19 protein-coding genes and 1 tRNA gene are annotated in these 23,480 nt (G+C 70.2%); 16 read left to right on the top strand and 4 right to left on the bottom strand.

Annotated elements, in window-relative coordinates; translation table 11 throughout:
* The first annotated feature begins 243 nt into the window (after window positions 1-243).
* The 4 genes from ACFZBT_RS02045 (at window position 244) to ACFZBT_RS02030 (ending at window position 1,752) form a co-directional block, all read left to right on the top strand.
* The gene (locus tag ACFZBT_RS02045; RefSeq protein WP_391097631.1) at window positions 244-522 is read left to right on the top strand and encodes a hypothetical protein; all 279 of its coding nucleotides are present in this window, start codon (window positions 244-246) and stop codon (window positions 520-522) included.
* Window positions 523-605: 83 nt separating this feature from the next.
* The gene (locus ACFZBT_RS02040) at window positions 606-881 is read left to right on the top strand and encodes a hypothetical protein (RefSeq protein ID WP_391097630.1); all 276 of its coding nucleotides are present in this window, start codon (window positions 606-608) and stop codon (window positions 879-881) included.
* A 158-nt stretch (window positions 882-1,039) separates the two neighbouring features.
* Window positions 1,040-1,309, top strand: coding sequence for a hypothetical protein (locus ACFZBT_RS02035; protein WP_391097629.1), 270 nt, complete (start codon window positions 1,040-1,042; stop codon window positions 1,307-1,309).
* A gap of 164 nt (window positions 1,310-1,473) precedes the next feature.
* Window positions 1,474-1,752, top strand: a complete 279-nt coding sequence (locus ACFZBT_RS02030; RefSeq protein WP_391097628.1) for a hypothetical protein — start codon at window positions 1,474-1,476, stop codon at window positions 1,750-1,752.
* Between the two features lie 144 nt (window positions 1,753-1,896).
* Here ACFZBT_RS02030 and ACFZBT_RS02025 read toward each other — a convergent pair whose 3' ends face one another.
* The 3 genes from ACFZBT_RS02025 to ACFZBT_RS02015 all read right to left on the bottom strand — a co-directional run bounded on the left by ACFZBT_RS02025 (window position 1,897) and on the right by ACFZBT_RS02015 (window position 6,769).
* Complete coding sequence (locus ACFZBT_RS02025; protein ID WP_391097627.1) at window positions 1,897-2,856, bottom strand: NAD(P)-dependent oxidoreductase; 960 nt, start codon at window positions 2,854-2,856, stop codon at window positions 1,897-1,899.
* 426 nt (window positions 2,857-3,282) lie between these two features.
* Window positions 3,283-3,468 (bottom strand): hypothetical protein, encoded by a 186-nt coding sequence (locus tag ACFZBT_RS02020; RefSeq protein ID WP_391097626.1) that lies wholly within the window; start codon window positions 3,466-3,468, stop codon window positions 3,283-3,285.
* 73 nt (window positions 3,469-3,541) lie between these two features.
* Window positions 3,542-6,769, bottom strand: a complete 3,228-nt coding sequence (locus tag ACFZBT_RS02015; RefSeq protein ID WP_391097872.1) for an RHS repeat-associated core domain-containing protein — start codon at window positions 6,767-6,769, stop codon at window positions 3,542-3,544.
* A gap of 588 nt (window positions 6,770-7,357) precedes the next feature.
* Between ACFZBT_RS02015 and ACFZBT_RS02010 the strand changes: the two genes are divergently transcribed.
* From ACFZBT_RS02010 to ACFZBT_RS02000, 3 genes are all read left to right on the top strand, one after another.
* Entirely contained in the window at window positions 7,358-7,663 is a 306-nt protein-coding gene (locus ACFZBT_RS02010) for a hypothetical protein (RefSeq protein WP_391097625.1), read from the top strand.
* 969 nt (window positions 7,664-8,632) lie between these two features.
* On the top strand, window positions 8,633-8,908 hold the full coding sequence (locus ACFZBT_RS02005) for a hypothetical protein (RefSeq protein WP_361880148.1): 276 nt from the start codon (window positions 8,633-8,635) through the stop codon (window positions 8,906-8,908).
* Window positions 8,905-9,684, top strand: coding sequence for a hypothetical protein (locus ACFZBT_RS02000; RefSeq protein WP_391097624.1), 780 nt, complete (start codon window positions 8,905-8,907; stop codon window positions 9,682-9,684). Before ACFZBT_RS02005 ends, ACFZBT_RS02000 begins: the two co-directional genes overlap by 4 nt.
* Window positions 9,685-9,825: 141 nt before the next feature.
* Here the strand turns inward: ACFZBT_RS02000 and ACFZBT_RS01995 are convergent.
* Window positions 9,826-9,898 (bottom strand) — tRNA-Arg (locus ACFZBT_RS01995).
* A gap of 321 nt (window positions 9,899-10,219) precedes the next feature.
* On the opposite strand from ACFZBT_RS01995, the gene ACFZBT_RS01990 reads away from it, so the two are divergent.
* The 9 genes from ACFZBT_RS01990 (at window position 10,220) to ACFZBT_RS01950 (ending at window position 23,479) form a co-directional block, all read left to right on the top strand.
* Window positions 10,220-11,827, top strand: a complete 1,608-nt coding sequence (locus ACFZBT_RS01990) for a dynamin family protein (RefSeq protein WP_391097623.1) — start codon at window positions 10,220-10,222, stop codon at window positions 11,825-11,827.
* 3 nt (window positions 11,828-11,830) lie between these two features.
* Window positions 11,831-13,693, top strand: a complete 1,863-nt coding sequence (locus ACFZBT_RS01985; protein ID WP_391097622.1) for a GTP-binding protein — start codon at window positions 11,831-11,833, stop codon at window positions 13,691-13,693.
* A gap of 340 nt (window positions 13,694-14,033) precedes the next feature.
* Window positions 14,034-14,519 carry a single-stranded DNA-binding protein gene (locus ACFZBT_RS01980; protein WP_391097621.1) on the top strand — a complete coding sequence of 162 codons (486 nt, stop codon included), beginning with the start codon at window positions 14,034-14,036 and terminating at the stop codon, window positions 14,517-14,519.
* A 282-nt stretch (window positions 14,520-14,801) separates the two neighbouring features.
* Window positions 14,802-16,211 carry a Cys-Gln thioester bond-forming surface protein gene (locus ACFZBT_RS01975; RefSeq protein ID WP_391097620.1) on the top strand — a complete coding sequence of 470 codons (1,410 nt, stop codon included), beginning with the start codon at window positions 14,802-14,804 and terminating at the stop codon, window positions 16,209-16,211.
* 83 nt (window positions 16,212-16,294) lie between these two features.
* Window positions 16,295-16,735, top strand: coding sequence for a GNAT family N-acetyltransferase (locus tag ACFZBT_RS01970; protein ID WP_391097619.1), 441 nt, complete (start codon window positions 16,295-16,297; stop codon window positions 16,733-16,735).
* A gap of 145 nt (window positions 16,736-16,880) precedes the next feature.
* On the top strand, window positions 16,881-18,356 hold the full coding sequence (locus ACFZBT_RS01965) for a hypothetical protein (RefSeq protein WP_391097618.1): 1,476 nt from the start codon (window positions 16,881-16,883) through the stop codon (window positions 18,354-18,356).
* Between the two features lie 53 nt (window positions 18,357-18,409).
* Window positions 18,410-19,447, top strand: coding sequence for a transporter substrate-binding domain-containing protein (locus ACFZBT_RS01960; RefSeq protein ID WP_391097617.1), 1,038 nt, complete (start codon window positions 18,410-18,412; stop codon window positions 19,445-19,447).
* Between the two features lie 85 nt (window positions 19,448-19,532).
* Window positions 19,533-20,867 carry a hypothetical protein gene (locus ACFZBT_RS01955; protein WP_391097616.1) on the top strand — a complete coding sequence of 445 codons (1,335 nt, stop codon included), beginning with the start codon at window positions 19,533-19,535 and terminating at the stop codon, window positions 20,865-20,867.
* Between the two features lie 17 nt (window positions 20,868-20,884).
* Window positions 20,885-23,479, top strand: a complete 2,595-nt coding sequence (locus ACFZBT_RS01950) for a tetratricopeptide repeat protein (protein WP_391097871.1) — start codon at window positions 20,885-20,887, stop codon at window positions 23,477-23,479.
* Window position 23,480: the final 1 nt, after the last annotated feature.

Below are 23,480 nucleotides of genomic sequence, written 5' to 3'. Positions count from 1 at the left end.
GGGCGGGTCCCGCCGGTCTCCCGCTCGTCGTGAGCAGTGGCCGCCCGAGCGGGAGTTGGCTCGGTGTGGCGGCTCCGGACTGGACCACCCGTGGAACCGTTTCAGCGCCGTGACGTGCACTTTCACAAGAAACTCACGCCACGAGGCGTTTCGCGTGGCAAAAGTCCCAAACGCCGCTTATCTTAGCGACTGTCAGTGACCGGACCATCACGGTCTGTGTCGATTCGAGAAATCGGAGAAGTAATGCGCAAGTACCAGAAGGCCGCGGTCGTCGTGGCCATGCTCGGCAGCGTCAGCTTCCTCGGCGCCGGCGTGGGTCACGCTGCGGGCGGGGACGGGAAGTTCAAGCTCGAGAACGAGCAGGCCCAGTCCTGCGAGCAGAACGACAGCACCCAGGGTCTGGTCAACGTCGACGACGTGAACGTCAACGTCGCCGCCCTGCTCGGCCTGGCCAACCAGGACAACAGCGAGCGCGAGTCGCTGAACTGCTCGCAGTCCTTCTCGCTGCGCGGCGGCCACTGATCGGATTGATCCAGGCAGGCCCCGGTGCTCGAACCTTGCGTCCGAGCACCGGGGCCTGCCGCCTGGCTAAAGGAAAAAGGTAGATGTTCAACTCGAAGAAGATCGCGGCGGCGGCGGGAATCCTGGGGGGCTTCGCCCTGATCGGCGTCGGCGCCGCCCAGGCCTCGGCGCAGGGTCCCGGCACCTGTGTCCAGGACAGCAAGGGTCACATCCGCTGTGTGCAGATGAGTGAGTACCAGGTCGTCAAGGACAAGGGCGGCAACGTCACCGTCGTCAACGAGTCGACGCAGACCTGCCCGACCGCGCACAGCCAGGTCAGCTGCGTCGACAGCGTCACGGCCCCCGCCCCGAGGGGCTGACGACTCCGTCGGTCTACGCGGTCGTACAACAGGTTTTATCCAGAAATTTACGCGGTTGGGCGTTTCGCCCGTCAAGAGATGCGAACGCCGCCTAAAGTTGGCGACTGTCGGTGACCAGCCCATCACGGTCTGTGTCAATTCGAGAAATCGGAGAAGTAATGCGCAAGTACCAGAAGGCCGCGGTCGTCGTGGCCATGCTCGGCAGCGTCAGCTTCCTCGGCGCTGGCGTTGGTCACGCTGCGGACGGCGACGAGCAGTTCAAGCTCGAGAACAAGCAGGCCCAGTCGTGCGAGCAGAACGACTCGCGTGAGGGTCTCATCAACATCGACGACGTCAACGTCAACCTCGCCATCCTGGGTCTCGCCAACCAGGACAACAGCGAGCGCGAGTCCGTGACCTGCTCGCAGGCCTTCACTCTGGGCAAGTAATCACCGACCAGGTGATCCAGGCAGGCCCCGGGGCTCGAACCAGGTGTCCGAGCCCCGGGGCCTGCCTCTTGGCTTCTCAGCCGGAATCGGCTTCTCGGCCGGAATATGCGTCCGGAACGACTCCACGTCCAGCGGCGGGGAGTCGACCGCAAAGGAACAGGTAAATGCTCATCTCGAAGAAGATCGCGGCGGCAGCGGGAATTCTGGGGAGCTTCGCTCTGCTCGGCGTCGGCGCCGTCCAGGCCTCCGCCCTCGGTGACCCCGGCAAGTGCGCCGACGACGGCAACGGGCACGTTCGCTGCGTGGACACGAGCCAGTACACGTACACCACCGACAAGGGCGGCAAGGTCACCGTCGTCAACAACTCGACGCAGGAATGCCCGACCGCGCACAGCCAGGTGTCCTGCGTCAGCAGCGCCGTCGTGCCAGGCAAGAGGGCCTGACTCCCGCCGAGTCCGAGGCGCCGCCCCGTCCACGTCGGCGCCCCTCGCGTGAGCCCACCGGCCCAGCGGAAGATGGCCGGGACCCGACACGGGTCCCGGCCATTGTCGTGTGTCCGGCCGACGTGCCCGTGTCCCGTACGGGCGTCAGGGCAGCCGCCGTACGGGCTCGCCCGCGAGAAACGCGCGGATGTCCTCCACCGCCTGGCCGTAGTACGTCGTGTAGTTGGCGTGCGAGACGTAGCCGAGGTGCGGGGTGGCGAGGAGGCGGGGGGCGGTGCGCATCGGGTGGTCGGCTGGCAGGGGCTCGATGTCGAAGACGTCGATGCCGGCGCCGGCGATCCGGCCCTCGTGCAGGGCGGCGAGGAGGGCTTCCTGGTCGACGATGGCCGCGCGCGAGGTGTTGATCAGATACGCGGTCGGCTTGAGGAGCGCGAGTTCGGCGGGCCCGAGCAGTCCGCGCGTACGGTCGCTCAGCGCGAGATGGACCGAGACGAAGTCGCTGCTCGCGAGGAGGTCCTCCCGGGAGGGGGCGAGCTCGACGCCGATCTCGTCGGCGCGCTCCTGCCCGAGGTTCTGACTCCACGCGCTGACGCGCATACCGAAGGCGAGGCCGACCCGGGCCACCCGGCCGCCGATCTTCCCGAGGCCGAGGAGCCCGAGCCGGCGGCCGTGCAGGTCGGCACCGACGGTGGACTGCCAGGGGCCGCCGGAGCGCAGGGCATTGCTCTCCTCCACCACGCCCCGGGCGAGCCCGAGCAGCAGCGCCCAGGTCAGCTCCACGGGCGGGGTGGAGGAACTGGCCGTCCCGCACACGGTGACACCGTGCTCCTCGGCGGCCGCGTAGTCGATCACCGAGTTGCGCATACCGGAGGCGACGATCAGTTTCAGCCGGGGGAGCCGGGCGATCAGCGCCCCGGGAAACGACACGCGCTCGCGCAGGGTGACGACGATGTCGAACTCGGCCAGCGCGGCGGCCAGGGCGTCCTCACCGTCCAGATGGCTGTCGAAGGAGACGACCTCCACCTCGCCCGCGATCGGCGACCAGTCGACAACCTCGGTCGCCACCTTCTGAAAGTCGTCCAGCACAGCACAGCGCAGCCGCACGTCGCACTCCTTCCCCGGCCCTCGGCCGCCCTCGGTCCCGTTCCAGGACCATGATCAGGCCTCAGGGCGGGCGGTGCAGCCAGAAGGGCCAGAAGGGATGTTTCCGATGAACAGGCAGAGGGCTCCGAAGATGCAAAAGCCCTGTGGCGGGGCACGGGCACGGACAGAGTGAGGTATTAGGCCAAAGCCGCCAGGAAGAGCACGCTGACGATGAGGCGCGCTGTTCTCCACGCTGCACCGTCGGTCCGCCGGTTCGGGGTTGAACCCGGTGTCGACGCCGTTGGTGGTCGTGGAGGTCAGGCCGACCGCGGTGTGGTGGAACCAGGTCGAACCCAGCTTGGTGCGCTTCCCGACCCACCAGACATCTCTCAACCTCTGACGGGGGCGGAACAGGCGAAGCCGTCACCGATCACTGCCAACGCGCTCTCACCTTCTCTGCCTCTGGCGGGAAATGGCCATGGCGGTCAGTGCCAGCCCTCCGAGAGCAGCAAGAATTCCAGCGCCCACGAGTACATAGTTCTGATTGAGGACGCCCAGGATGACGCAGAACAGTCCGAAGGCGGTGCCGATTACTACGAACACTGTCAACTTCTTGGCCGGGCTGATGGACATGGCACCCTTCTCTTCTACGTTCCGTGACGAACGGCTTGCGCCGGAAGCGCCGTCGGGGACTCTCATGCGCTTGTTACCCATAGGAGATGATGTCTGCCCCAATCAAGGCTGCCCCTGCACCCACGCCACAGGCGAGGACCCCGGCCGCGACACCACCTGGCGCTCCGAAGAAGCCCGTCGCCGCTGTGAGAATTCCGGATTCACCCGCGGCTCCGACTCCAGCGAGACATCCGGTGGCAGCGCTGAAGATCTTCTCCCCTGTATCGAGAGCGTCGGAGAGGCTGAAAAGTCCTGTGGGGTCGCTGTTGTTGATGAAGTCGCCGGCCGCGTAGAGGTAGGAGTTGGTCTCCTGCCCGGAGGGGTCGGGCTGGGTGAAGCGGCCCAGGGACGGGTCGTAGTAGCGGTGGCCCATCTTGTACAGGCCGGTCGGGTCGAGGTAGGCGCCGGTGTAGCGGTGGGGCTGGGGGGCCGCTTCGGTGGTGGTGCCGCGGGGCAGACCGGTGGGGCCGTACGCGTAGGTGTGGCTGCGCTTGCCGGTGTCGTCGACGAGGCCGAGGACGTTGCCCGTGGCGTCGGTGAGGTAGTAGTAGGACTTCCCCCCAGTCGTCATGGAGTTCAAGGTGCCCGCCGGTTCGCGGATGAATCCGGTGTCGACGCCGTTGGTGGTCGTGGAGGCCAGACCGAGCGCGGTGTGGTGGAACCAGGTCGAACCCAGCTTGGTGCGCTCGGAGTTGTCGGTGCCCGCGTGGACCAGGTCGTAGTTCTTGCCGCCTGCGGTGATGGCGGAGAGCTGGCTGTGGTCCGTCCAGGTCTCGTTCGTGCGGGCGGTGGTGCTCGCGCCCGCCGTCTCGTTGCCGAGCTTGTCGTAGGACCAGCCCGTGGTGGAGCCGTTCTTGCCGGTCAGCTCGCTCGCGTCGTCGTAGGTGTACGTGGTGCCGCCGGGGCAGGCGCTCTTGGTGCCGTCCTGGCTGGTGAGGTTGCCGGCCTTGTCCCAGCAGTAGAGCCACGACGCCTTGCGGGCACCCGCGGAGTCGGCTTCCAGGGCGTAGCGCAGGCGGTCCTGGGAGTCGTAGTCGTAGGTGGTCTTGTACTTGGTGAGGTTGTCGGTGCGGGTGCGGATCTTGGTGGTGTCCTTGCCCGCGGTGTTCTTGTAGCTGTAGGCGAGGTCGATCAGGGTGGTCGTACCCGAGGTGGTCTTGATGGCCTCGGGGCGGCCGCTCTTGTCGATCGTCACCGACTGGGTGGTGCCGCCGGGGTAGACGGTCTTGGTGCGCTTGTCGTTGTTGTTGTGGTCGAAGTCGGTCTTCTTGCCGTCCGGGGCGGTCAGGTAGTCCAGGCGGCCGGCCTTGTCCCAGGTGTAGTCGGTCTTGCCGGTCGGGTCGGTGTAGTGGTCGACCTCGCCGCCCGGGGTGTAGGCGAGGGCGGTCTGGGCGCCGTTCTGCAGGGTGCGGACGCTTTCGCGGTTGAGCTTGTCGTAGGTCCAGCCCGTGGTGCCGGAGGCGTCGGTGCGGGTCCTGACGTTGCCGTCGCCGTCGTAGGAGTAGGTGACCGTGGCGTTGGTGGAGGACACCTTCGTCACGCGGTCGCGGTTGTCGTAGACGTAGACCGTCTTGATGCCGCGACCGTCCGTGACGGTCTCCACCCGGCCCAGCGCGTCGTAGGTGTACTCCGTCTTGCCCAGCGGCGCGGGCGGGGTGACGGACTTGAGGTTGCCCTTGGCGTCGTAGGCGAACGAGGTGACCTTGCCGTTGCCGTCCTCGGCCGTGCAGCGCTGGCCCTCGAAGCCGCCGCAGGTCGGGGTGTCCTTGTTGTAGGTGTACTCGCGGGTGCCGCCGGCGGTGCCGGAGGTGGTCACCGACATCGTGTTGCCGTTGGTGTCGTACTTGAAGGTGTCCTTGCGCCCGTCGGCGGTGGTGAAGTCGTTGGGCAGGTCCGTGCCTGCGATCGTCTGGTACGCCGTCACGGACGCCGTCGCGCCGAGCGGGAGCTTCTGGGAGAGGGCGTTGTTGCGGCCGTCCCAACCGTAGGTGGTGGTGTTGCCACCGGTGCCGTCCGCACCGGTGCCCATGGCGTCGATCGCGCTCTGCACCAGGTGGTTGCTGTACTTGGCATGACGGGAGTGGCTCAGGGGGTCGGTGACCTTGGTGACCTCGCCGTCCGCGTTGTGGGCGTACCGCGTCTCGTCGCCATCGGGGTCGGTGACCGTCGTGGTGCCCGCGTCGGAGGGGGTGGCGGCGGTGTAGTCGTAGCGCCAGGTCGGACCCGTGTGACCGCCGCCGGAGGACTCGGTGGCGCGCTGCATGGAGGTGACGCGGTTGTGGTCGTCGTAGGTGAACAGGGTGACGGTGCCCTCGGGGGTGGTCACCTTGGTCAGGCGGCGTGAGGAGTCGTACGCGTAGGCGGTGGCCTTGCCCTCGGTGTCGGTGACCTTCGCCAGGTTACCCGCCGGGTCCAGGTCGAACACCGCCGTGCGGCCCGTCTGGTCCTTGGCCTGCCACTGGCTGGCGTTCGTCTTCACCAGGTCGACCCACCGGCCCGAGCGGGTCTCGGTCAGCTTGAAGCCCTTGTGCTCGCTGCCCTCGTCGTGCTGGCCGACGGTGATCGTGCCGTCGTTCTTGTCCGTGACCTTCGCCAGGGTGCCGTGCTCGTCGTAGGTGTCCTTCGTGCCCGACTTGCGGTCGGTCAGGGTGTAGGTGCCGTCCGTGTTCTTCTTCAGGTCCTTGGAGTAGCCCGTCGGCGTGGTCCAGCCGCCGGTGGACGTCTCCTTGAAGCGCAGGGCGTCGCCGGTGGCGTCGTAGACGACCACCTCACCGTCGCCGGCCTGGAGGTAGCGCTCGTACGCCTGCCACCAGCGCTGCGACACCTTCCCCCAGGGCGCCTCCAGGGAGTTGTAGGTGCGCGCCAGCTGCAGCTTCTGACCGACACCGGCGATGTCGAAATCGGTCGCGGCGAGCATCAGATTGCCGTTGGAGACGTTCACCCGCGCCACCAGCGCGTCGTTCAGACGCGTGTCGATGATCCGGTGCCAGGGCACCTCGCCCTGCCCCTCGGGGATGAACGGTATGGCCTCGGCGGCGACCCCCGCCCGCTGGGCACCCGCCTTGCCGCCCGTACGGGCCCGCTGCGCCGCCCGCCAAGCGGCGACCTCGGCCGACGGCTCGGCTTCCGCCTGTGATTCCGGCGCCTTGACCGGCCCGGCCGGCGTCGCGGGAGCCTCCACCTTGGTCGGTTTCGTCCAGGGGCTCTCCGGCTCCGGTAACTCCGGCTTCGGCACCGCCGCCAGACCGGGTGCCGCGGCGATCACCACGGTCGCCGTGGTGATCGCCGCGACGAGAGCGGTTCTGTGCGTTCTCCGAGCACGCCGAAACGACGTGCTTCCAGCACGTAAATGCATCAGCTTCCCCCCACAGGAAGTCAGACAGACAGTCAGAACCGGCAACCCACACGGTCACCTCGGCCACACAAGCTGTCACAAGAAGCACACAAGCCTGCGAGCCGTGCCCTGCAACACCCGTGTCATACGGGCCGGAACCAGCCCCACCACTTCGACCGGGCAAATATGGACACGGCGGAGCAAGCGGTCGTCACCTGAAGGGTGAATTCTCCATTCCGTTACCGTTTTGAACGGACATGCTGACCGAAATGCTTCGACTGCGCCTCAATCGGTGTGCCTCGACCGGCCACTGGCTACTTTTCGGTCAGGTTCAGACCTGACGGGGAGGCACGGAGAGAGCGCTTACCAGCCCGTGAACGCAAAACCACTCCGGCACAACTTGTCTCAGAGGCGACAGGCGGCTGGCGGGGTCGCTAGGGGCACAACTTCACTCCATGCACACTTACGGCGTCCGGCACCTTCCGACGCTGCCCACGCCCTGTGAAGGACTCCCCCGTGTTGAGCGAACCGGGCAGAACCCTGCCCTCCTGCCGCACCCACCCCGCCTCCGGCCGGCTCGCCCGAGGTGTCCGGTACACCGGCCGACTCGCGTGCTGGAGCCTGGCCACCGGTATGGCCACAGCAGCCACCGACCTTGTCCTCGAACCACACACCCCCTGGTGGACCGCGCTCTGGCCCGCCCCCTGGTACCTCACCGGCCTCTCCATCGCACTCTGGGCGGTCCTGCGCGCCCGCGAGAAGGCCGCTCAGCAACCCTGCGATCACGACGACTTCCCCGGGCACTTGGAAAAGGCCGCCTGACCGGCGACCCGCGGTGGGCCTCGTACTCGACGGCCCGACCGGGTCCGCCGCGCAGCGATGCCATCCAGCGCCGGACCCATGCCTTCCGGTGCGCGGCCGCCGCCGCCCGTCTCCGGCTCGCCCCCGCGTCCTGCGGCCTGACGACTCGTTGCGCCGTCCCCCGCCCCCGCCCCCGCCCCCGGTCGGCGCATCGTCGGGACCTGGCCCTACGTCCCCGATGAGTTCAAGAACACGTCACTCTGGCGCCTGATGGGAGACGCGAGTCATCCTCTTCGCGCTTCCTGCCCGGCCTCTTCGCGCTTCCCTCTGGCATCTCGGGGTGCCAGGCCGACACTCACAAGACGAGTCCCGGCACACGAGCGCTGCTTCTTGAGGTGGTCGGCCCATCTTTCGGCTTCGGGGAGCAGCCCCAGCTTGGACACCCCTCGGGGCGTGGCGGAATGCCTCGACGTGGGCAGCCGCTGTAGGAAATCGATCGCGCGTTCACCGTCAGGTGGCGGACCGGAGGTGTCCGGACCTGGTTGATCCGTCTGCCCGGCACTTCGGCACGTATGCGACACGGCCATCCGCAAGAAGGCGGTAGCAGCCGGACAGCCCCGGAGCCTGCCCTTGATCATCAAGGGGGCGCCCGGGGCTTCGCCTTGCCGCCCTGCACTCGTTCTGACCAGCAAAAAGCCCTCCCCAAGGGGAGGGCGGAGACTTGCGCCCCCGGCAGGACTCGAACCTGCGGCCAAGCGCTTAGAAGGTGCGCGGGCCCGAGCGATGTGCTCACCTGCGTGTTCGCAGGTCGTCCACGAACGGGAATCGTCAAAGCGCTTGCTGTCGATTCCGGGATCTCTGCTCGATGGGCGTCTCTGGTGGCGAAGGCGCGTGCCGTCGGCCGGAGCCAGGAGGTGCTCGAGTCCGGTGACGCTGCAACAACCCCACCATGAGGTACTTGGGTATTATGGCAGCGGAGGTGTGTCATCGATGACGACAGCGGCGAAGCCGGTACGCCAGTCCCCGCTGAAGGTGGACCCGGCGACGGACAAGTTGATCAGCCAGGGCGCTCATTTCCTGGGGCTGACGAAGAAGGACCTGGTGGCTGAGGCGGTCCGGGCGTATCTGGAGCAGCGCCGTGAGGATCTGCGGTCCGGCATGGTGGAGGCGCTCAGTGTGCTGGATGGATCGCTGAAGTCGGATGTGATGCTGCTGACCGGGCTGACCGCGGAGGAGATCGACGCGGTCGGGGGAATCGAGGAATGAGCGGACCCAGCGCGCTGCGCCCGGCCCGCCCGACGCTGCGCTGCTTACGCGAGGATTTGTGCCTCGCGGTGCCGCCGGTCACGGCGCCGCTGGACGAGATCGACCACCCGGTGCTGGCCAAAGCGTCCGAGCAGTTCGCGGACGAGGACGGCAAGCACGAGCGCATCCGGTCCGTGGATGACCAGGTGCTGTTCAAGGTCAAGGTGCAGCGGTGGCGCGGCGCGGTATGGCTGGACGCCGACCTGCCGTGGCTGGTCGCGGCGGGTCGGCGAGAGGACGGCTCGGGCGATGACTTCTATGCAGCCCTTGAGGCCGATGGCCGCGCTGCCCGGGCGCGCTACAACGCGGAACATTCCGACGGTCTGAAGACCACGACGCACACCGCTTACCTCCTGCCCGCGCGCGAGGACCACGTCCGATACCGCGCCGAGGCGGGTGTCCGCTTCGTGCGCCGCCTGCGGACGACTTTGTTGGACCTGGCGCACGCCACGCTGCGCGACGGCCGAGAGCACACGCGCGAGTTCGACACTTTCACGCTTGGCCTCCAGGTGCGGGCGGACGACGGCCACGAGACCTACCTCGCCGTCCGGATCACCGGCTCCGTTCCCCCGAACCTGACCGTGCTGATCCTGCGCAACGTCCCCGGCTGCGAGGCTGAAGGCTGGTATCCGGAGTATGCCCTGCCTGAGCGGGACCTGCTCCCGGCGGAACAGGCGTGGTCCAACCTCATGGACCCAAGCGCGGCCACCCAGGTGCTGGACGACGAGGAGGGGTAGCCAGGCGTCCGTCGGCGCGAACTACAACCCCGATGTCGGGGTTGTCCACGATCGTGGGCAGCCAAGGCGCTTGGTCTCACAGCGATGTGCATCCGGACATCAAAGAACCCCTCACGCGTTTCCGCAGGAAGAGGGTGTGTGCGCCCCCGGCAGGACTCGAACCTGCGGCCAAGCGCTTAGAAGGCGCCTGCTCTATCCACTGAGCTACGGGGGCCGGGTGTGGTGGCCTCTGTCGTGGTGCCCTGGTGTGGGCTGATCCGTGACGTTGCCGGGGACAAGGATAGGGCTCCCGCGTCCTTGTCCCTGTTGCTTCGCCTCCGTGGCTCGATGTGGAGGTTCAGTGAAGCGGTCCTGATAATCGCAGGCAGGTACGAATCGTGCATCGCTTTTGAAGCCTCAGGCACCGGGTGTTGTGCACTCGTTATGCCTGGAGTGTGCCTGTGTCCCAGTCGCCCCTTCCATCCCTTGTGTCCTGTCGGCGCGCAGACATGCTCATATGCTTCAGAATTCCCCTAAAATTGGGCATTCTTCACATGTGGTGACCTTGGACGTAAGGCCTCAGCTGCTCGACGCACTCTCCGCCCTGCGCGACCGTGTCGCCGCCGCACGCTTCCCGCTGCCCCTGGCGGGGGCCCCACGCGCGCGTGCCAACCGCGACGAACTGCTCGCGCAGCTCGACGACTACTTGGTGCCCCGGTTGCGGGAGCCCGAAGCACCGCTTCTGGCCGTCGTGGGCGGATCGACCGGAGCCGGGAAGTCGACGCTGGTCAACTCCATCGTGGGGCGGCGGGTCAGCGAGGCGGGCGTGCTGCGGCCGACGACCCGGACCCCCGTGCTGGTCTGCCATCCGGAGGACCATCACTGGTTCGGCGGGATGAGGGTCCTGCCCGATCTCACGCGCGTGTGGGCACCCCAGCAGAACGACACGGACGACCTGCTGCTCCCCGGCGAGGACCCCGCGCGCGTGCTGCGCGTCGAGAGCGCCGACACGCTGCCGCCCGGCCTCGCCCTGCTCGACGCGCCCGACATCGACTCCCTGGTCTCCGACAACCGCGTCCTGGCCGCCGAGCTCATCTGCGCGGCGGACATCTGGGTCATGGTCACCACGGCCGCCCGCTACGCCGACGCCGTGCCCTGGCACATGCTGCGCACCGCCAAGGAGTACGACGTCACCCTGGTCACCGTGCTCGACCGGGTGCCCCACCAGGTGGTCGCCGAGGTGTCGCGGCAGTACGGGGCGCTGCTCACCAAGGCCGGTCTCGGACACGTGCCGCGGTTCACCGTGCCCGAGCTGCCGGAGTCGGCCTTCGGAGGCGGCCTCCTGCCGCTCACCGCCGTCGCCCAGCTGCGCACCTGGCTGATCCACCAGGCCCAGGAGCCGGCGGCCCGGCAGCAGGTCCTGGCCCGCACGGCGTACGGCGTCCTCGACTCGCTCAAGTCCCGGATGCCCGAGCTGGCCGGTGCCGCCGCCGCGCAGTACTCGGCCGCGCTGCGGCTCACCAGCGCCGTCGAGGGGGCGTACGACGGCGAGCACAAGCGCGTGCGGGGCCGGCTGCAGGCCGGGGCGGTGCTCGCCGGGGACGCGCTCAAACGCTGGCGTGCCTTCCCCCTGGACTGCACCGCCGGTGAACTCCTCGACGCGCTCGTGGAGAGCCTCAGCGCGCTGCTGCTGTGCGCCGTCACCGCCGCCGACGAGCGCGTCGACGACGCCTGGCGGCGCGAACCGGCGGCGGCCGCCCCGGAGCTCGCGCCGCGCGACTCCGCAGCGGAGAGCGCCGAGCACCGGATCGGGCTGGCCGTACGGCGGTGGCGGCGGGAGCTCGAGGAGTACGCCGAGGACGAGGTGAGCGAGCTGGACCGCGGCGTCGCACCCGACCCCGAGCTGGTCGCCGCCCTGGTCGCCACCGGCCTGCTGGGCGGCCGCCGGGGCCGGATGGCGGGGGAGGGGCTCGCCGAGCGGATCGGCGCCCATGGCGCACTGCGGCTGCGCGACCGGGCCGGCCGGCTGCTCACCCAGCACGTCGACCGGGTCCTGTACGCCGAACGCGAGCGCCGGCTCGCCCCGCTCGACGCCCTCGACGTCCACCCCGAGCACCAGGCCGAACTCATCGCCGCGCTGTCCGTACTGCAGAAGGAGAGGTGACCGGTGACCGCCGTCACTGACCAGGACCACACCGAGCACGCCGATCAGCCGGGCGACGGGGACAGGGCAGGATCCGCCGGCAGCCCGTCCGCACGAGCCTCTCAGGCCGCCCAGCAGGAGCGCGCGGGCAACGACCTCCATGCGCGCGTGCAGGACGCCCGTACGGATTCCACGGGCGCCTGGGACGACGGGCTCATCGCGCGCCGCGTCAATGAGTCGGCGGACGGAAGCCAGTTCGCCGCCACGGACAGCAGGTCCGCCACCCCGCCCGCGATGAGACCCCTGGTGTACGACGGGGCGTTGCGCTCCCGCTTGGAGGCGCTGCGCGAACTGGTGGGGCTCTCCCGTACCCGGCTCGACAGCAGGACGCTGTCGGAGGCGGGCCGGGTGCTCGACGAGGCGTCCGCGCGGCGCAGGCTCTCCGGGCAGCACACCGTCGTCGCCATCGCGGGCGCCACCGGCAGCGGCAAGTCACAGCTGTTCAACGCGCTCGCCGGCGTGGCCATCTCGGAGACCGGAGTACGCCGTCCCACCACCGCGGCGCCCATCGCGTGCAGTTGGAGCGACGGGGCGGCGAGCCTCATCGAACGGCTCGGCATCCCGCCCCGGCTGCGCCGCCGGCCGCTGCCGACCGGGGACGCGGAGTCCCGGCTGCAGGGGCTGGTCCTGATCGACCTGCCCGACCACGACTCGGCCGCCGTGCAGCACCGGGAGCACGTGGACCGCATCCTGGCGCTCGTCGACGCGGTCATCTGGGTCGTCGACCCGGAGAAGTACGCCGACGCCGTCCTCCATGAGCGCTATCTGCGGCCGATGGCGGCCCACGCGGAGGTCATGTTCGTGGTCCTCAACCAGATCGACCGGCTGCCCGGGGAGGCCGCCGATCAGGTCCTCGACGATCTGCGGCGACTCCTTGACGAGGACGGCATCGCCCTCGGGGAGTACGGCGAACCGGGTACGACCGTGCTCCCCGTGTCCGCGCTCACCGGGGAGGGCATCGGCGACCTGCGCGAGGCGCTCGGCCAGTTCGTCGGGGAGCGCGGGGCGCCGGCCCGCCGTGTCTCGGCCGATGTGGACGTCGCGGCGGCGCGGCTGTGGCCCGTCTACGCCACCCGGCGGCGGACGGGGCTCAGCGAGCAGGCCCGGGAGGAGTTCGCGGACCGGCTCGCCGACGCGGTGGGCGCCACGGCGGCGGGGGAGGCGGCCGAACGGGCGTGGCTGCGCAACGCCAACCGCGCGTGCGGTACTCCCTGGCTGCGGCTGTGGCGCTGGTACCAGGATCACGGCGAGCCCACCACGGGCCGGCTTCCCTCGCGCACCCAGGCCGACGAGGAGGCGACCGCGCGGCAGCGGGTCGAGCACGCGGTCCGTACGGTGGCCGACCGGGCTTCGGCCGGGCTGCCTGCGCCCTGGGCGCAGGCGGTGCGTGAGGCGGCCGTCCGCGGCTCCCAGGGGCTGCCCGAGGCGCTGGACGAGCTGAGCGTGCGGGCGGGAGTGCCGACGGGGCGGCCGCCGCGGCCGGGGTGGTGGCCGGTGGCCGTGCTGTCCCAGGCCTCCATGACGATCCTTCAGTTCCTGGGCGGGCTGTGGCTGCTGGGCCAGATCTTCCAGATCATGTCGCCGAACCTGGGCGTGCCGGTGCTGCTGATGGTGATCGGCATCGTCGGCGGTCCGCTGGTCGAGTGGAGCTGCCGGATGGCGGCCCGCGGCCCGGCCCGCCGCTACGGCCTGGAGGCGGAACGCCGACTACGGAAGGCGGCGTCCGGGTGCGGCAGGGCCCGGGTGCTGGATCCGGTGGCGGCGGAGCTGCTGCGGTACCTGGAGGTGCGGGAGCAGTACGGGAGGGTGGTGGGTGCCGGGCGGTGACGGCGAGGGCGTTGCGGCTGTGACGGGCCGCGTGCGCGGGTACGGCGAGGGCGACGTCCGGTGGGGCGTCGCCCTCGCCGCGTCTGTGTGGGGCGGCACGTGTGGCCGGACATGTGGCTCGGCGTATGCCGGGCGTGTGGCTGGGCGTGTGCCGGGCGTGCGGCTGGACGTGTGGCTCGGCGTCACCCGTCGGGGTGGCGGAGTTTTCCACAGGCCGGCGGTGGTCCACAGCGCTCAGCGGGCTCGGCGCGGACGCGGCAGTCTGGCGGACACAGCCGTACGGGACCAGCCCGTACGAAGGCGGCCCGGCGCCGGAGCCCGGGCGAGGGAGGGGTTCGCGATGAACGAGACGATGGTCTGCGCGGTCGGCAGGGTGGCGACGCAGCCGGTGTACCGGGAGATGGCGTCCGGCCCGTCGGCGAGGTTCCGGATGGCGGTGACCGCGCGCTACTGGGACCGCGAGAAGAACACGTGGACGGACGGGCACACCAACTTCTTCACGGTCTGGGCCAACCGCCAGCTCGCCACGAACACGGCGGCGTCGCTGACGGTGGGCGAGCCCGTGATCGTGCAGGGCAGGCTGAAGGTGCGGACCGATGTGCGCGAGGGGCAGAGCTGGACCTCGGCGGACATCGACGCGATCGCGATCGGCCATGATCTCGCCTGGGGCACCTCGGCCTTCAGGCGCGGAGGCAAGCCGGAGGCGGCGGCGTCGCCGACCTCGCCGGCATCACCGGAGCCCAACTGGGAGACGGCACCCGACGATTCAGCAGAGTGCTCGGACGCATCCGCTCAACGGCTGCCGGAACCAGCTGTCCTGATGTGACGTCAGTCACTTTCAGTCTGTCCCAACTGCGGCTTATCGACGAGTGCGCACCATGCGACCCGGGGTGGATTTGTCGATAAGCCCTGCCCGCAAGGGATCTTGGCGATAACGATTCCGAGTCGGATCACTCATCCGACCGTCTGACCGGCGGGCGGGCTCCGACGCCTCCCTAGGATGCCGGACAAGGTTCTCGGGGGCTCCCGATGTCCGTGAGGCCTCTGATTTCTGCTGGTGGGACCGTACCCCCCCCACGTCAACGGGTCCTGCTCGAAAGGAAATTTGGTGTTTGCTTCGTTCTCGGCGTTGTTCGTACGCAGGCGAGGGGCGGCCCGCCTCGGCGCCGCGACGCTGGTGTCCGGACTCGTCGCAGCGGGCCTGCTGACCGGTGCCGGCCAGGCGGTCGCCGACGAGACGACGCAGGGTGAGGGCGGCGCGGCCGCGACCATAGCCGGGCTCAAGGCGTACGGCACCGCGGTGATACACGGCGGCACCGGGGACCAGCAGGTGTCGGCTGGCCTGTTCGAGATGTCCGTCGAGGGCGGCGGCATGCTGCAGACGTACTGCGTCGACCTCCACAACCCCACGCAGCGGGACGCCAAGTACCACGAGACCCCGTGGGGCGGCACGTCCCTGGGCGCAAACAAGGACGCCGGCCGGATCCGCTGGATCCTGCAGAACTCCTACCCCCAGGTGAACGACCTCGCGGCGCTCGCGCGGAAGGCGGGTGTACGTGGCGCGCTGACCGAGCAGGACGCGGCGTCCGGTACGCAGGTGGCGATCTGGCGCTACTCGGACGACGTGGCCGTCGACGCCCTCGACCCGCAGGCCGAACAGCTCGCGGACTTCCTGGAGAAGAACGCCCGGAACCTGCCCGAGCCCCGGGCCTCGCTCACCCTCGACCCGCCCGCGGTCTCCGGCCGGCCGGGCGAGCGGCTCGGCCCGGTCACGGTGCACACCAACGCGAGCGGCGTGACGGTCGCGCCGCCCGCGGACGCCGCCACGAGCGGGGTGCGGATCGTCGACGAGCAGGGCAGGGCCATCACGTCCGCGGCCGACGGCGGGCAGGTGTTCTTCGACGTTCCCGAGGACGCGGCGGCCGGCACGGCCGAACTGACCGTGCAGGCCTCGACCACCGTTCCGGTCGGCCGGGCCTTCGCCTCCCAGAGCCGGAGCCAGACGCAGATCCTGGCCGGCTCCAGCGAGTCGACGGTGTCCGCGACGGCGGGGGCGACCTGGGCGAAGCAGGGCGCGATACCGGCACTGTCGGCGGCGAAGAACTGCGCCAAGGGCGGTGTGGACATCATCGCGTCCAACCAGGGCGACGAGCCGTTCACCTTCGAACTGGCCGGCCTCGAGCACACCATCGCCGCGGGCGAGACCAGGACGGTGACGGTCCCGCTCCAGGAGGACCAGGCCTACGACTTCACGATCCATGGCCCCGGCGGTTTCACAAAGCGCTTCACCGGCATGCTGGACTGCCAGACCCGGAGCAGCGAGACGGGCACCGCCACACAGACCCTCAGCGAACCGAGCCCGGCCACGGTGGGCGGCACGGCCACCGACACCAACCTCGCCGAGACCGGCTCCACCGGCGTCACCCCGCTCATCGCGGGCATCGCCCTCAGCTTGGTCGTCATCGGCGGGGCCACCCTGATCGTGCTGCGACGCAAGGCGACACCGACGATCGACTGACCCGGGCGGACGGGCCTGTGGCAGCTCGACAGGGAAGCCACAGGCCTCACACTCCGGGCGGCGCTCGCCGTAGGCTCACCCCCATGAAGATCACGGTGCGACCGGCAACCGACACGGACCTGTCGGCGCTGTTGGACCTCTACCGCGAACTGAACCCGGACGACGCCCCGTTGTCCGAGGGGACTGCGGATGAGATCTGGGCGGCCATATCCGCGCAGCACGGACGCACCGTGCTGGTGGCGGATGCCGACGGCGCCGTGGCCGGGACGGCCGACTGTGTCGTCATGCCCAACCTCACCCGCAGGGGTCGGCCCATCCTGTTCGTGGAGAACGTCGTGGTCGCAAGTGCCTTCCAGCGGCGGGGTGTCGGACGGCAGCTGATGGAGGCGGCCGTGCGGCTGGGGGAGACCGCCGGGTGTTACAAGGCGCAGCTGCTGGCGGCGGACGACGCGTACGTCCACCGCTTCTACGAAGCGTGCGGCTTCACAGCCCTCGCGCAAGGGTTTCGCCGCTACGTCGAGTAGTCGCGCGATCCGCGCGGGGAACCGAACCGATCGCCCTGACGTGTTCCTGTGCGGGGGTGGGGTGCACGCTGCGATCCGATCAAGATCGAGGCAAGGCCGGTGCGGATGTCAGTGCCGGCAGCGATACTTGCGGTGACGGATGACCATGGGGGAGGTCACAGTGACACACCTGCCGAAGAGCAGCCCACCACCACCGGGCCCCAGCGTGCCCATTCTCCCGGCCGTTCCGGCGCAGTCGGCGCCTCCGGCCCGGCCTCCCGGCACCAGCACCGGCCCCGCTGCCTTCCCACCCCCACCCCCGGGGCCCCGCCGCACCGCCTTCGCGGAGGGCCTCGACCAACTCCGCGCCGCCGCCACCACCGAGCCCGGCCGCCTGCGCGTCATCGGCGCCCTCCTGGCCCTCCTCGTCGTCGCCTTCGGCGCCGTCACCGCCTGGCAGATGACCGACCGCGCCGCTGCCGCCGACGACGTCCTCACCAGCAGTCAGCCCCTCACCTCGGACGCGGCCGACATCTACCGCTCCCTCGCGGACGCCAACACCGCGGCCTCCAGCGGCTTCCTCGCCGGCGGCCAGGAATCTGCCGCCTCCCGCGACCGCTACGAGCAGGACATCCGCACGGCCGCCGACAAACTCGTCAACGCCGCCGCCAACGCCGACCCGGACTCCCCGTCCACCGCGACGATCGCCAAGCTCAACAAGCTCCTGCCGGAGTACAAGGGCCTGGTCGAGCGCGCCCGCACCTACAACCGCCAGGGCTTCCCGGTCGGCGGCGCCTACCTCCGCTACGCCAACGAGAAGATGCAGCAGCAGATGCTCCCGGCGGCGGAGGACCTGTACAAGAAGGAGAACCAGCGCCTGCGCGCGGACTACGCGGACGCCACGCCCTACCCCTGGGCGGCCATCGCCCTGGGCGTCGCCGCCCTGGCCGCCCTCGCCTGGGCACAGCACCGCAACTTCCGGCGCACGAACCGGGTGCTGAACCAGGGACTGGTCGCCGCCACGGCCACCGCGACCGTCGTCCTGCTCTGGCTGGTCGTCGGTCACAGCGTCGCCCGCGCGGGCCTGAACGACTCCTACGACCACGGCGTCCGCTCCCTGAACGTGCTGCACGACGCCCGCATCGCCTCCCTCAAGGCACGGGGCAACGAGAACCTGACCCTGGTGGCCCGCGGCGCCGAGACGAAGAAGGTCGGCGCCCAGACCTACGACGCCTACGACTACGACTTCCGCACGGACATGGCCGACCTCGGCAAGTACCTGGCGGACGCCGCGAACCTCGCCGACGACACCTCGGGCGAACGGCCCGTCACCGCGGCCGTCGGCAACATGGCGGAGTGGAAGAAGCGCCATACCGCGGCCCGCGAGCAGGACGCGAACGGCAACTACCAGCAGGCGCTGGACAGAGTCATCGGCACCAAGGACGCGACCGGCGAGTGCTTCGACAGCGTCGACGCGAACCTGCGCACGGCACTCGCGCACGAGGAGACCGAGTTCAAGCGCGCGGCCGACAACGGCCGGAACGCCCTGACGGGCCTGTCGGCGGGCGCGGCCGTCCTCGCGGTCCTGGGCGCCGCGGGCGCCGTCCTGGGCATCGGCCGCAGGCTGTCGGAGTACCGATGAACGGGGCGCGGGACACACCGGATACACGGCGAGACGTGAAAGGGGGCGTGAGCATGCGAGCACGACGTCTGCGGGCCAGCCTGAAGGGCTGGGGCGGGGTGGCCACGATGGCGGTCGTCTGCGCCCTGGTGGCGGTCTTCGCGCTCTGCGTCCCGCTGTCCGGGCCGGGCGTCGGTGACGGCCGGTCCGTCACCCATGCCTCCCAGGCCACCGTCGAAAAGGCCGAAGAGGACTGCGAGGCCCCCGAGAAGCAGACGCTCTCCCCCTCCTCCGCCGACGGCGACACCATCCAGGCGATCAAGGACCGCGAGGGCGAGAAGCGCAAGCTGATCGTCGGCGTCGACCAGAACAGCTACCGCTGGGGCTACCGCAACCCCAACAGTGGCAAGACCGCGGAGCTCGAGGGCTTCGACATCGACCTGGTCCACCGCATCGCCGAGGACATACTCGGCGACCCGGACGCCGTCCAGTTCAAGGCGATCCCCACCGACCAGCGCATCCCCGCGATCCAGGACGGCCGCGTGGACATGGTCGTCCGCACGATGACGATCAACTGCGACCGCATCGCGGACGTCGCCTTCTCCGCGCCCTACTTCAAGACGGGACAGCAGGTCCTCGCCCCGAAGTCCTCGCCCGTCAAGGGGTACGACGACACGCTCGCGGACCGCAAGGTCTGCACGGCGGCCGGCTCGACGGCGTACTCCACGCTGGAGGCCGCCCAGAAGGACGGCGAACTCCCTGCCAGCACCGACATCTCCACGACCGTTCCGAACCAACTCGACTGCCTGGTGAGGCTCCAGCTCGGCGAGGTCGACGCCGTGGTCACCGACGGCGCGCTCGCGGCGAGCCAGGCGGCACAGGATCCGACGGTCCAGCTCAAGGGCGACGCCTTCACTGCCGAGTACTACGGCGTGGCGATGAAGAAGGACGCCGACGATCTGGTACGCCGGGTCAACCAGATCCTGGTGGACTACCGCAAGGACACCGCGAACGGCTGGCAGGCCTCGTACGAGAAATGGCTGTCGGCGACACTGGGCAAGGATGCGAAGAAGTCGGAACCACCGGCTCCGCAGTACCTCCGCAGCACCTGACCCCTCGACCGCCCACCCCCGACCGAAGCCCCACCACCACCCCAACCACCAACCCAACCGGCACTACCGCAGCGAGAGGTGATCGATGGGCGTCACGGGATCCACCGGGCCGGTGATGGACCGGGACGAGGTGGACCGTGCGCTGGCGCGGCTCGGCGCGGAACACGAGGCGATCGAGACCTCGCTCCTCGCCCTGCAGGACCACGCGGGCCGCAGACTCCTGGAGGGCGCGGAGCTCACGGGTGTCACCCAGGAGCGCTGGACGTCCACAGAGGCGTCGATCACGCTGCTGTGGACGTACTTCGACGCGTACACGGACGCCCTGCGCACCGCCCGCGACATCCGCTCGCGCCGCCGCTGGTCCAGCCGCGAGGACCTGGTGGAGCTGACGGAATTGCTGACCGGCGAGTCCGTCACCGTCGCGGGCAGCGCCACCGCGACAGCCAACGCCCCCACCCTGCACGGCGCCGCGAACAGACTCAGCGAGCGCTACTCGCTCACCACCCTCGTCGACCGGATGAACGAGCTGTACGCGACGAGCCTGGACATGGTCGTCGCCGCCGACGCGGTCTGGTCGGCGCTGCCCGCCCGGATCGACCTGCTGGCGGCCGAACTCCAGCGCACCCGCCGGCTCGCCCACTCGGTGGGTGTGCGCCCCGGCGAGCACCCGGCGGGCGACGACCTGGAGCGCATCACGCGCACGCTGACGAAGCTGCGCGAGCAGGTGATCTCGGACCCGCTGGAGTTCTGGCTGGCGGCGGAGGGCAGTTCGGCTCCGGGCGGCGGCCGGCCGGACACGACGGTGTACGACCGTGAGGCGCGCGCCCTGGAGGAGGTACGCCGGGAGATCGACGCGGTCCTGACGGTCCGGCAGGACGCCGAGAAGAGGATCGTCAGGCTGCGGGACATCCTCAGCCGCGCGGACCGCACACTGGCCGAGGCGCGCACCGCCCGCGGCGAGGTCCTCGCGAAGATCGCGGCGACGGAGGTGCCGGTCGTCAGCGGACCGCCGACGGTGTTGCAGGAGCAGGTGGCGGCGGCAGCCGACTACCGCAGGCAGGGACAGTGGCACCGGCTGTCCCCGCTGCTGGAGTCGCTGGAGCAGAAGGCCGAGGACGAACTGCTGCGCGCCCGGGAGTCGTTGACTGCGGTCACCGCGCCCCTGGCGGTCCGGGCCGAGCTGCGCGGCCGGCTCGACGCGTACAAGGCGAAGGTCGCGCGGCACGGCTTCGCGGAGGACACGCTGCTGGTGGAACGGTACGAGAAGGCGCGCCGCATGCTGTGGAGCGCGCCCTGCGACCTGCGCGCCGCAGAAGGGGCCGTGCTGCGCTATCAGCAGGCTGCCCTGGAGCTGCTCGGCGGCCCGCGGGTTCCGGACCAGGGCGCGGTCGAGGACGACCGGAGGGGGCCGGGCGCATGAGCGACGAGGGGGAGTCCATGACCGAGGCACGCAGCTGTCAACGCCCCACCTGCACGGGCGCCTACGAGGACGTGGGCGGCGGCGAGCTGTACTGCGACACCTGTGGCCTCGCACCGGTCGTCGGACCTGGGGGTCCCCCCTCTGGGGGAGGTCTGGTCGCCTCGCCCCCCACCGGCATCACCGCCGGGGGCAAGGGCGGCTCCCGCGGCTCGGGCGCCAGCGGCAGCTCCCGCTCCAGCGGCCGCAGTTCCCGTACGTCGTCCCAGTCGTCGAAGTCCCGCCGCTCGGTGTCGGGGCGCCTGTCGCGTTCCCTGTCGGGCAAGTCGACGAGCCGCTCGGTGTCGGTGCGCAGCTCCGGGTCCGGCGCCGGTTCCTCGTCCCGGGGCCGGCTGGGCGCCGGTCTTGTGCAGGTGCCGCCGATCCCGCGGCCCGACCCGCGCGAGATGGTCCTGGACAACCCCGAGGTGCCCGAGCGGAAGAGGTTCTGCTCGCGCTCCGACTGCGGAGCCCAGGTGGGCCGGGCGCGCGGTGACCGGCAGGGGCGTACGGAGGGGTTCTGCACCAAGTGCGGCCACCCGTACTCGTTCGTGCCGAAGCTCAAGTCCGGTGACGTCGTGCACGGCCAGTACGAGGTGGTCGGCTGCCTCGCGCACGGCGGCCTGGGCTGGATCTACCTGGCCGTCGACCGGGCGGTCTCGGACCGCTGGGTGGTCCTCAAGGGCCTACTGGACACCGGTGACCAGGACGCGATGGCCGCGGCGATCTCCGAGCGGCGTTTCCTCGCGGAGATCGAGCACGCCAACATCGTGCGGATCTACAACTTCGTGGAGCACCTGGACCAGCGCACGGGCTCCCTCGACGGCTACATCGTCATGGAGTACGTCGGCGGCAAATCGCTGAAGGAGATCGCCAACGGCCGCCGCACAGCGCAGGGCAGGCGCGACCCGCTGCCGGTGGAGCAGGCCTGCGCGTACGGCATCGAGGCGCTGGAGGCGCTCGGCCATCTGCACAGCCGCAACCTGCTGTACTGCGACTTCAAGGTCGACAACGCGATCCAGACCGAGGACCAGCTCAAGCTGATCGACATGGGCGCGGTGCGCAGGATGGACGACGAGGAGTCGGCCATCTACGGCACCGTGGGTTACCAGGCGCCGGAGGTGGCCGAGGCCGGCCCGTCGGTGGCGAGCGACCTCTTCACCGTCGCCCGTACGCTTGCCGTCCTGACCTTCGATTTCCAGGGCTACACGAACGTCTACGCGGACTCCCTGCCCGACCCCGACCACATCGAGGTCTTCCGGCAGTACGAGTCGTTCTACCGCCTGCTGGTCCGCGCCACCGATCCCGACCCGGCCCGCCGGTTCGCCTCCGCGCAGGAGATGACCGAGCAGCTGACCGGTGTCCTGCGGGAGGTGGTCTCCCTGCAGACGGGCCGCGCTCGGCCCGCCCTGTCCACCCTGTTCGGGCCCGAACTGCGGGTCACCGACACGGAGCTGTTCCCACGGCTGGACGGTGAGGTCTCCCGGCTGGGGGCGCGGGCGGTGCGGACCCGGCACGGTTCCCCGACCGCCGCCGCGCCGACCGCCTCCGTGCTGCCCGCCCCCGCGCCGTCCACCTCCGCGCTGCCCGCCGCCGCTTCGGGCCCGGCCCTCGCGCAGCTTCCCGCCGGCCTCGTCAGACCCGTCGACGCCCCCGCCGCCACCCTCGCGCTGCCCGTTCCCCGGGTCGACCCGACCGACCCCAACGCCGGTTTCCTGGCGGGCCTGATGACCTCCGCGCCGGCCGAGCTGCTCGGAGCCCTCGCGGCGGCCCCGGCCCCGTCGACCGAGACGCGGCTGCGGCAGATCCGGGCCTGGCTGGAGACCGGCGAACCGGCCGCCGCGCTGGAGGCACTGGTCACGCTGGAGGGCGAGCGGCCCGACGACTGGCGGGTGGTCTGGTACCGGGGCGTGGCCGCGCTGGTCACCGGCGACGACGAGGGTGCCGCGCTCGCCTTCGACGCGATCTACGACGCCTTCCCCGGCGAGATCGCGCCCAAGCTGGCGCTGGCCCTGTGCGCGGAGGTGCTGGGTCAGCTCGACAACGCCGCCGAGTACTACCGGCTGGTGTGGTCGACCGACCCGAGCTATGTGAGCGCCGCGTTCGGGCTGGCCCGCGTACAACTGGCGAGCGGGGACCGGCGCAGCGCCGTGACGACGCTGGAGTCGGTCCCGGAGTCCTCCATCCACTACACGGCCGCGCGCGTGGCGGCCGTACGGGCGCGGCTGAGGCAGCGCACCGCGGCCGCATCCGACGTACCGTTCCTGGAGGATCTCACGGCCGCCGCGGCCCAGGTCGAGGCGCTGGAGGCGTACGGTCTGGACCCGGCGCGGCGTGAGCAGTTGTCGGCCGAGGTCCTCGGCAGTGCCCTGGACTGGGTACTCTCCGGGGGCCAGGGTTCCGTCCCTCCCGCCGCCGGGGGACGGACGCTGCTCGGCAGCGGCCTGGACGAGCGGGGCCTGCGTTTCGGCCTGGAACGCTCGTACCGCACGCTGGCCCGGCTGGCGCGGGGCGGCGAGGAGAGGATCGACCTGGTGGAACGTGCCAATCGTTACCGCCCCCGGACGTGGGTGTAGT

It is taken from the genome of Streptomyces sp. NPDC008137, assembly GCF_042957035.1.
Taxonomy (GTDB): domain Bacteria; phylum Actinomycetota; class Actinomycetes; order Streptomycetales; family Streptomycetaceae; genus Streptomyces.
Note: the sequence above shows the minus strand (reverse complement) of the source record. Positions and strands in the feature narration are given on the sequence as shown.

What these genes read in the sequence shown, in the direction of transcription:
- ACFZBT_RS02045 (WP_391097631.1), top strand. Translation starts at nt 244, where the DNA reads ATGCGCAAGTACCAGAAGGCCGCGGTCGTCGTGGCCATGCTCGGCAGC.
- ACFZBT_RS02040 (WP_391097630.1), top strand. Translation starts at nt 606, where the DNA reads ATGTTCAACTCGAAGAAGATCGCGGCGGCGGCGGGAATCCTGGGGGGC.
- ACFZBT_RS02035 (WP_391097629.1), top strand. Translation starts at nt 1,040, where the DNA reads ATGCGCAAGTACCAGAAGGCCGCGGTCGTCGTGGCCATGCTCGGCAGC.
- ACFZBT_RS02030 (WP_391097628.1), top strand. Translation starts at nt 1,474, where the DNA reads ATGCTCATCTCGAAGAAGATCGCGGCGGCAGCGGGAATTCTGGGGAGC.
- ACFZBT_RS02020 (WP_391097626.1), bottom strand. Translation starts at nt 3,468, where the DNA reads ATGTCCATCAGCCCGGCCAAGAAGTTGACAGTGTTCGTAGTAATCGGC.
- ACFZBT_RS02005 (WP_361880148.1), top strand. Translation starts at nt 8,633, where the DNA reads ATGACGACAGCGGCGAAGCCGGTACGCCAGTCCCCGCTGAAGGTGGAC.
- ACFZBT_RS02000 (WP_391097624.1), top strand. Translation starts at nt 8,905, where the DNA reads ATGAGCGGACCCAGCGCGCTGCGCCCGGCCCGCCCGACGCTGCGCTGC.
- ACFZBT_RS01980 (WP_391097621.1), top strand. Translation starts at nt 14,034, where the DNA reads ATGAACGAGACGATGGTCTGCGCGGTCGGCAGGGTGGCGACGCAGCCG.
- ACFZBT_RS01970 (WP_391097619.1), top strand. Translation starts at nt 16,295, where the DNA reads ATGAAGATCACGGTGCGACCGGCAACCGACACGGACCTGTCGGCGCTG.
- ACFZBT_RS01965 (WP_391097618.1), top strand. Translation starts at nt 16,881, where the DNA reads ATGGGGGAGGTCACAGTGACACACCTGCCGAAGAGCAGCCCACCACCA.
- ACFZBT_RS01960 (WP_391097617.1), top strand. Translation starts at nt 18,410, where the DNA reads ATGCGAGCACGACGTCTGCGGGCCAGCCTGAAGGGCTGGGGCGGGGTG.
- ACFZBT_RS01955 (WP_391097616.1), top strand. Translation starts at nt 19,533, where the DNA reads ATGGGCGTCACGGGATCCACCGGGCCGGTGATGGACCGGGACGAGGTG.
- ACFZBT_RS01950 (WP_391097871.1), top strand. Translation starts at nt 20,885, where the DNA reads ATGACCGAGGCACGCAGCTGTCAACGCCCCACCTGCACGGGCGCCTAC.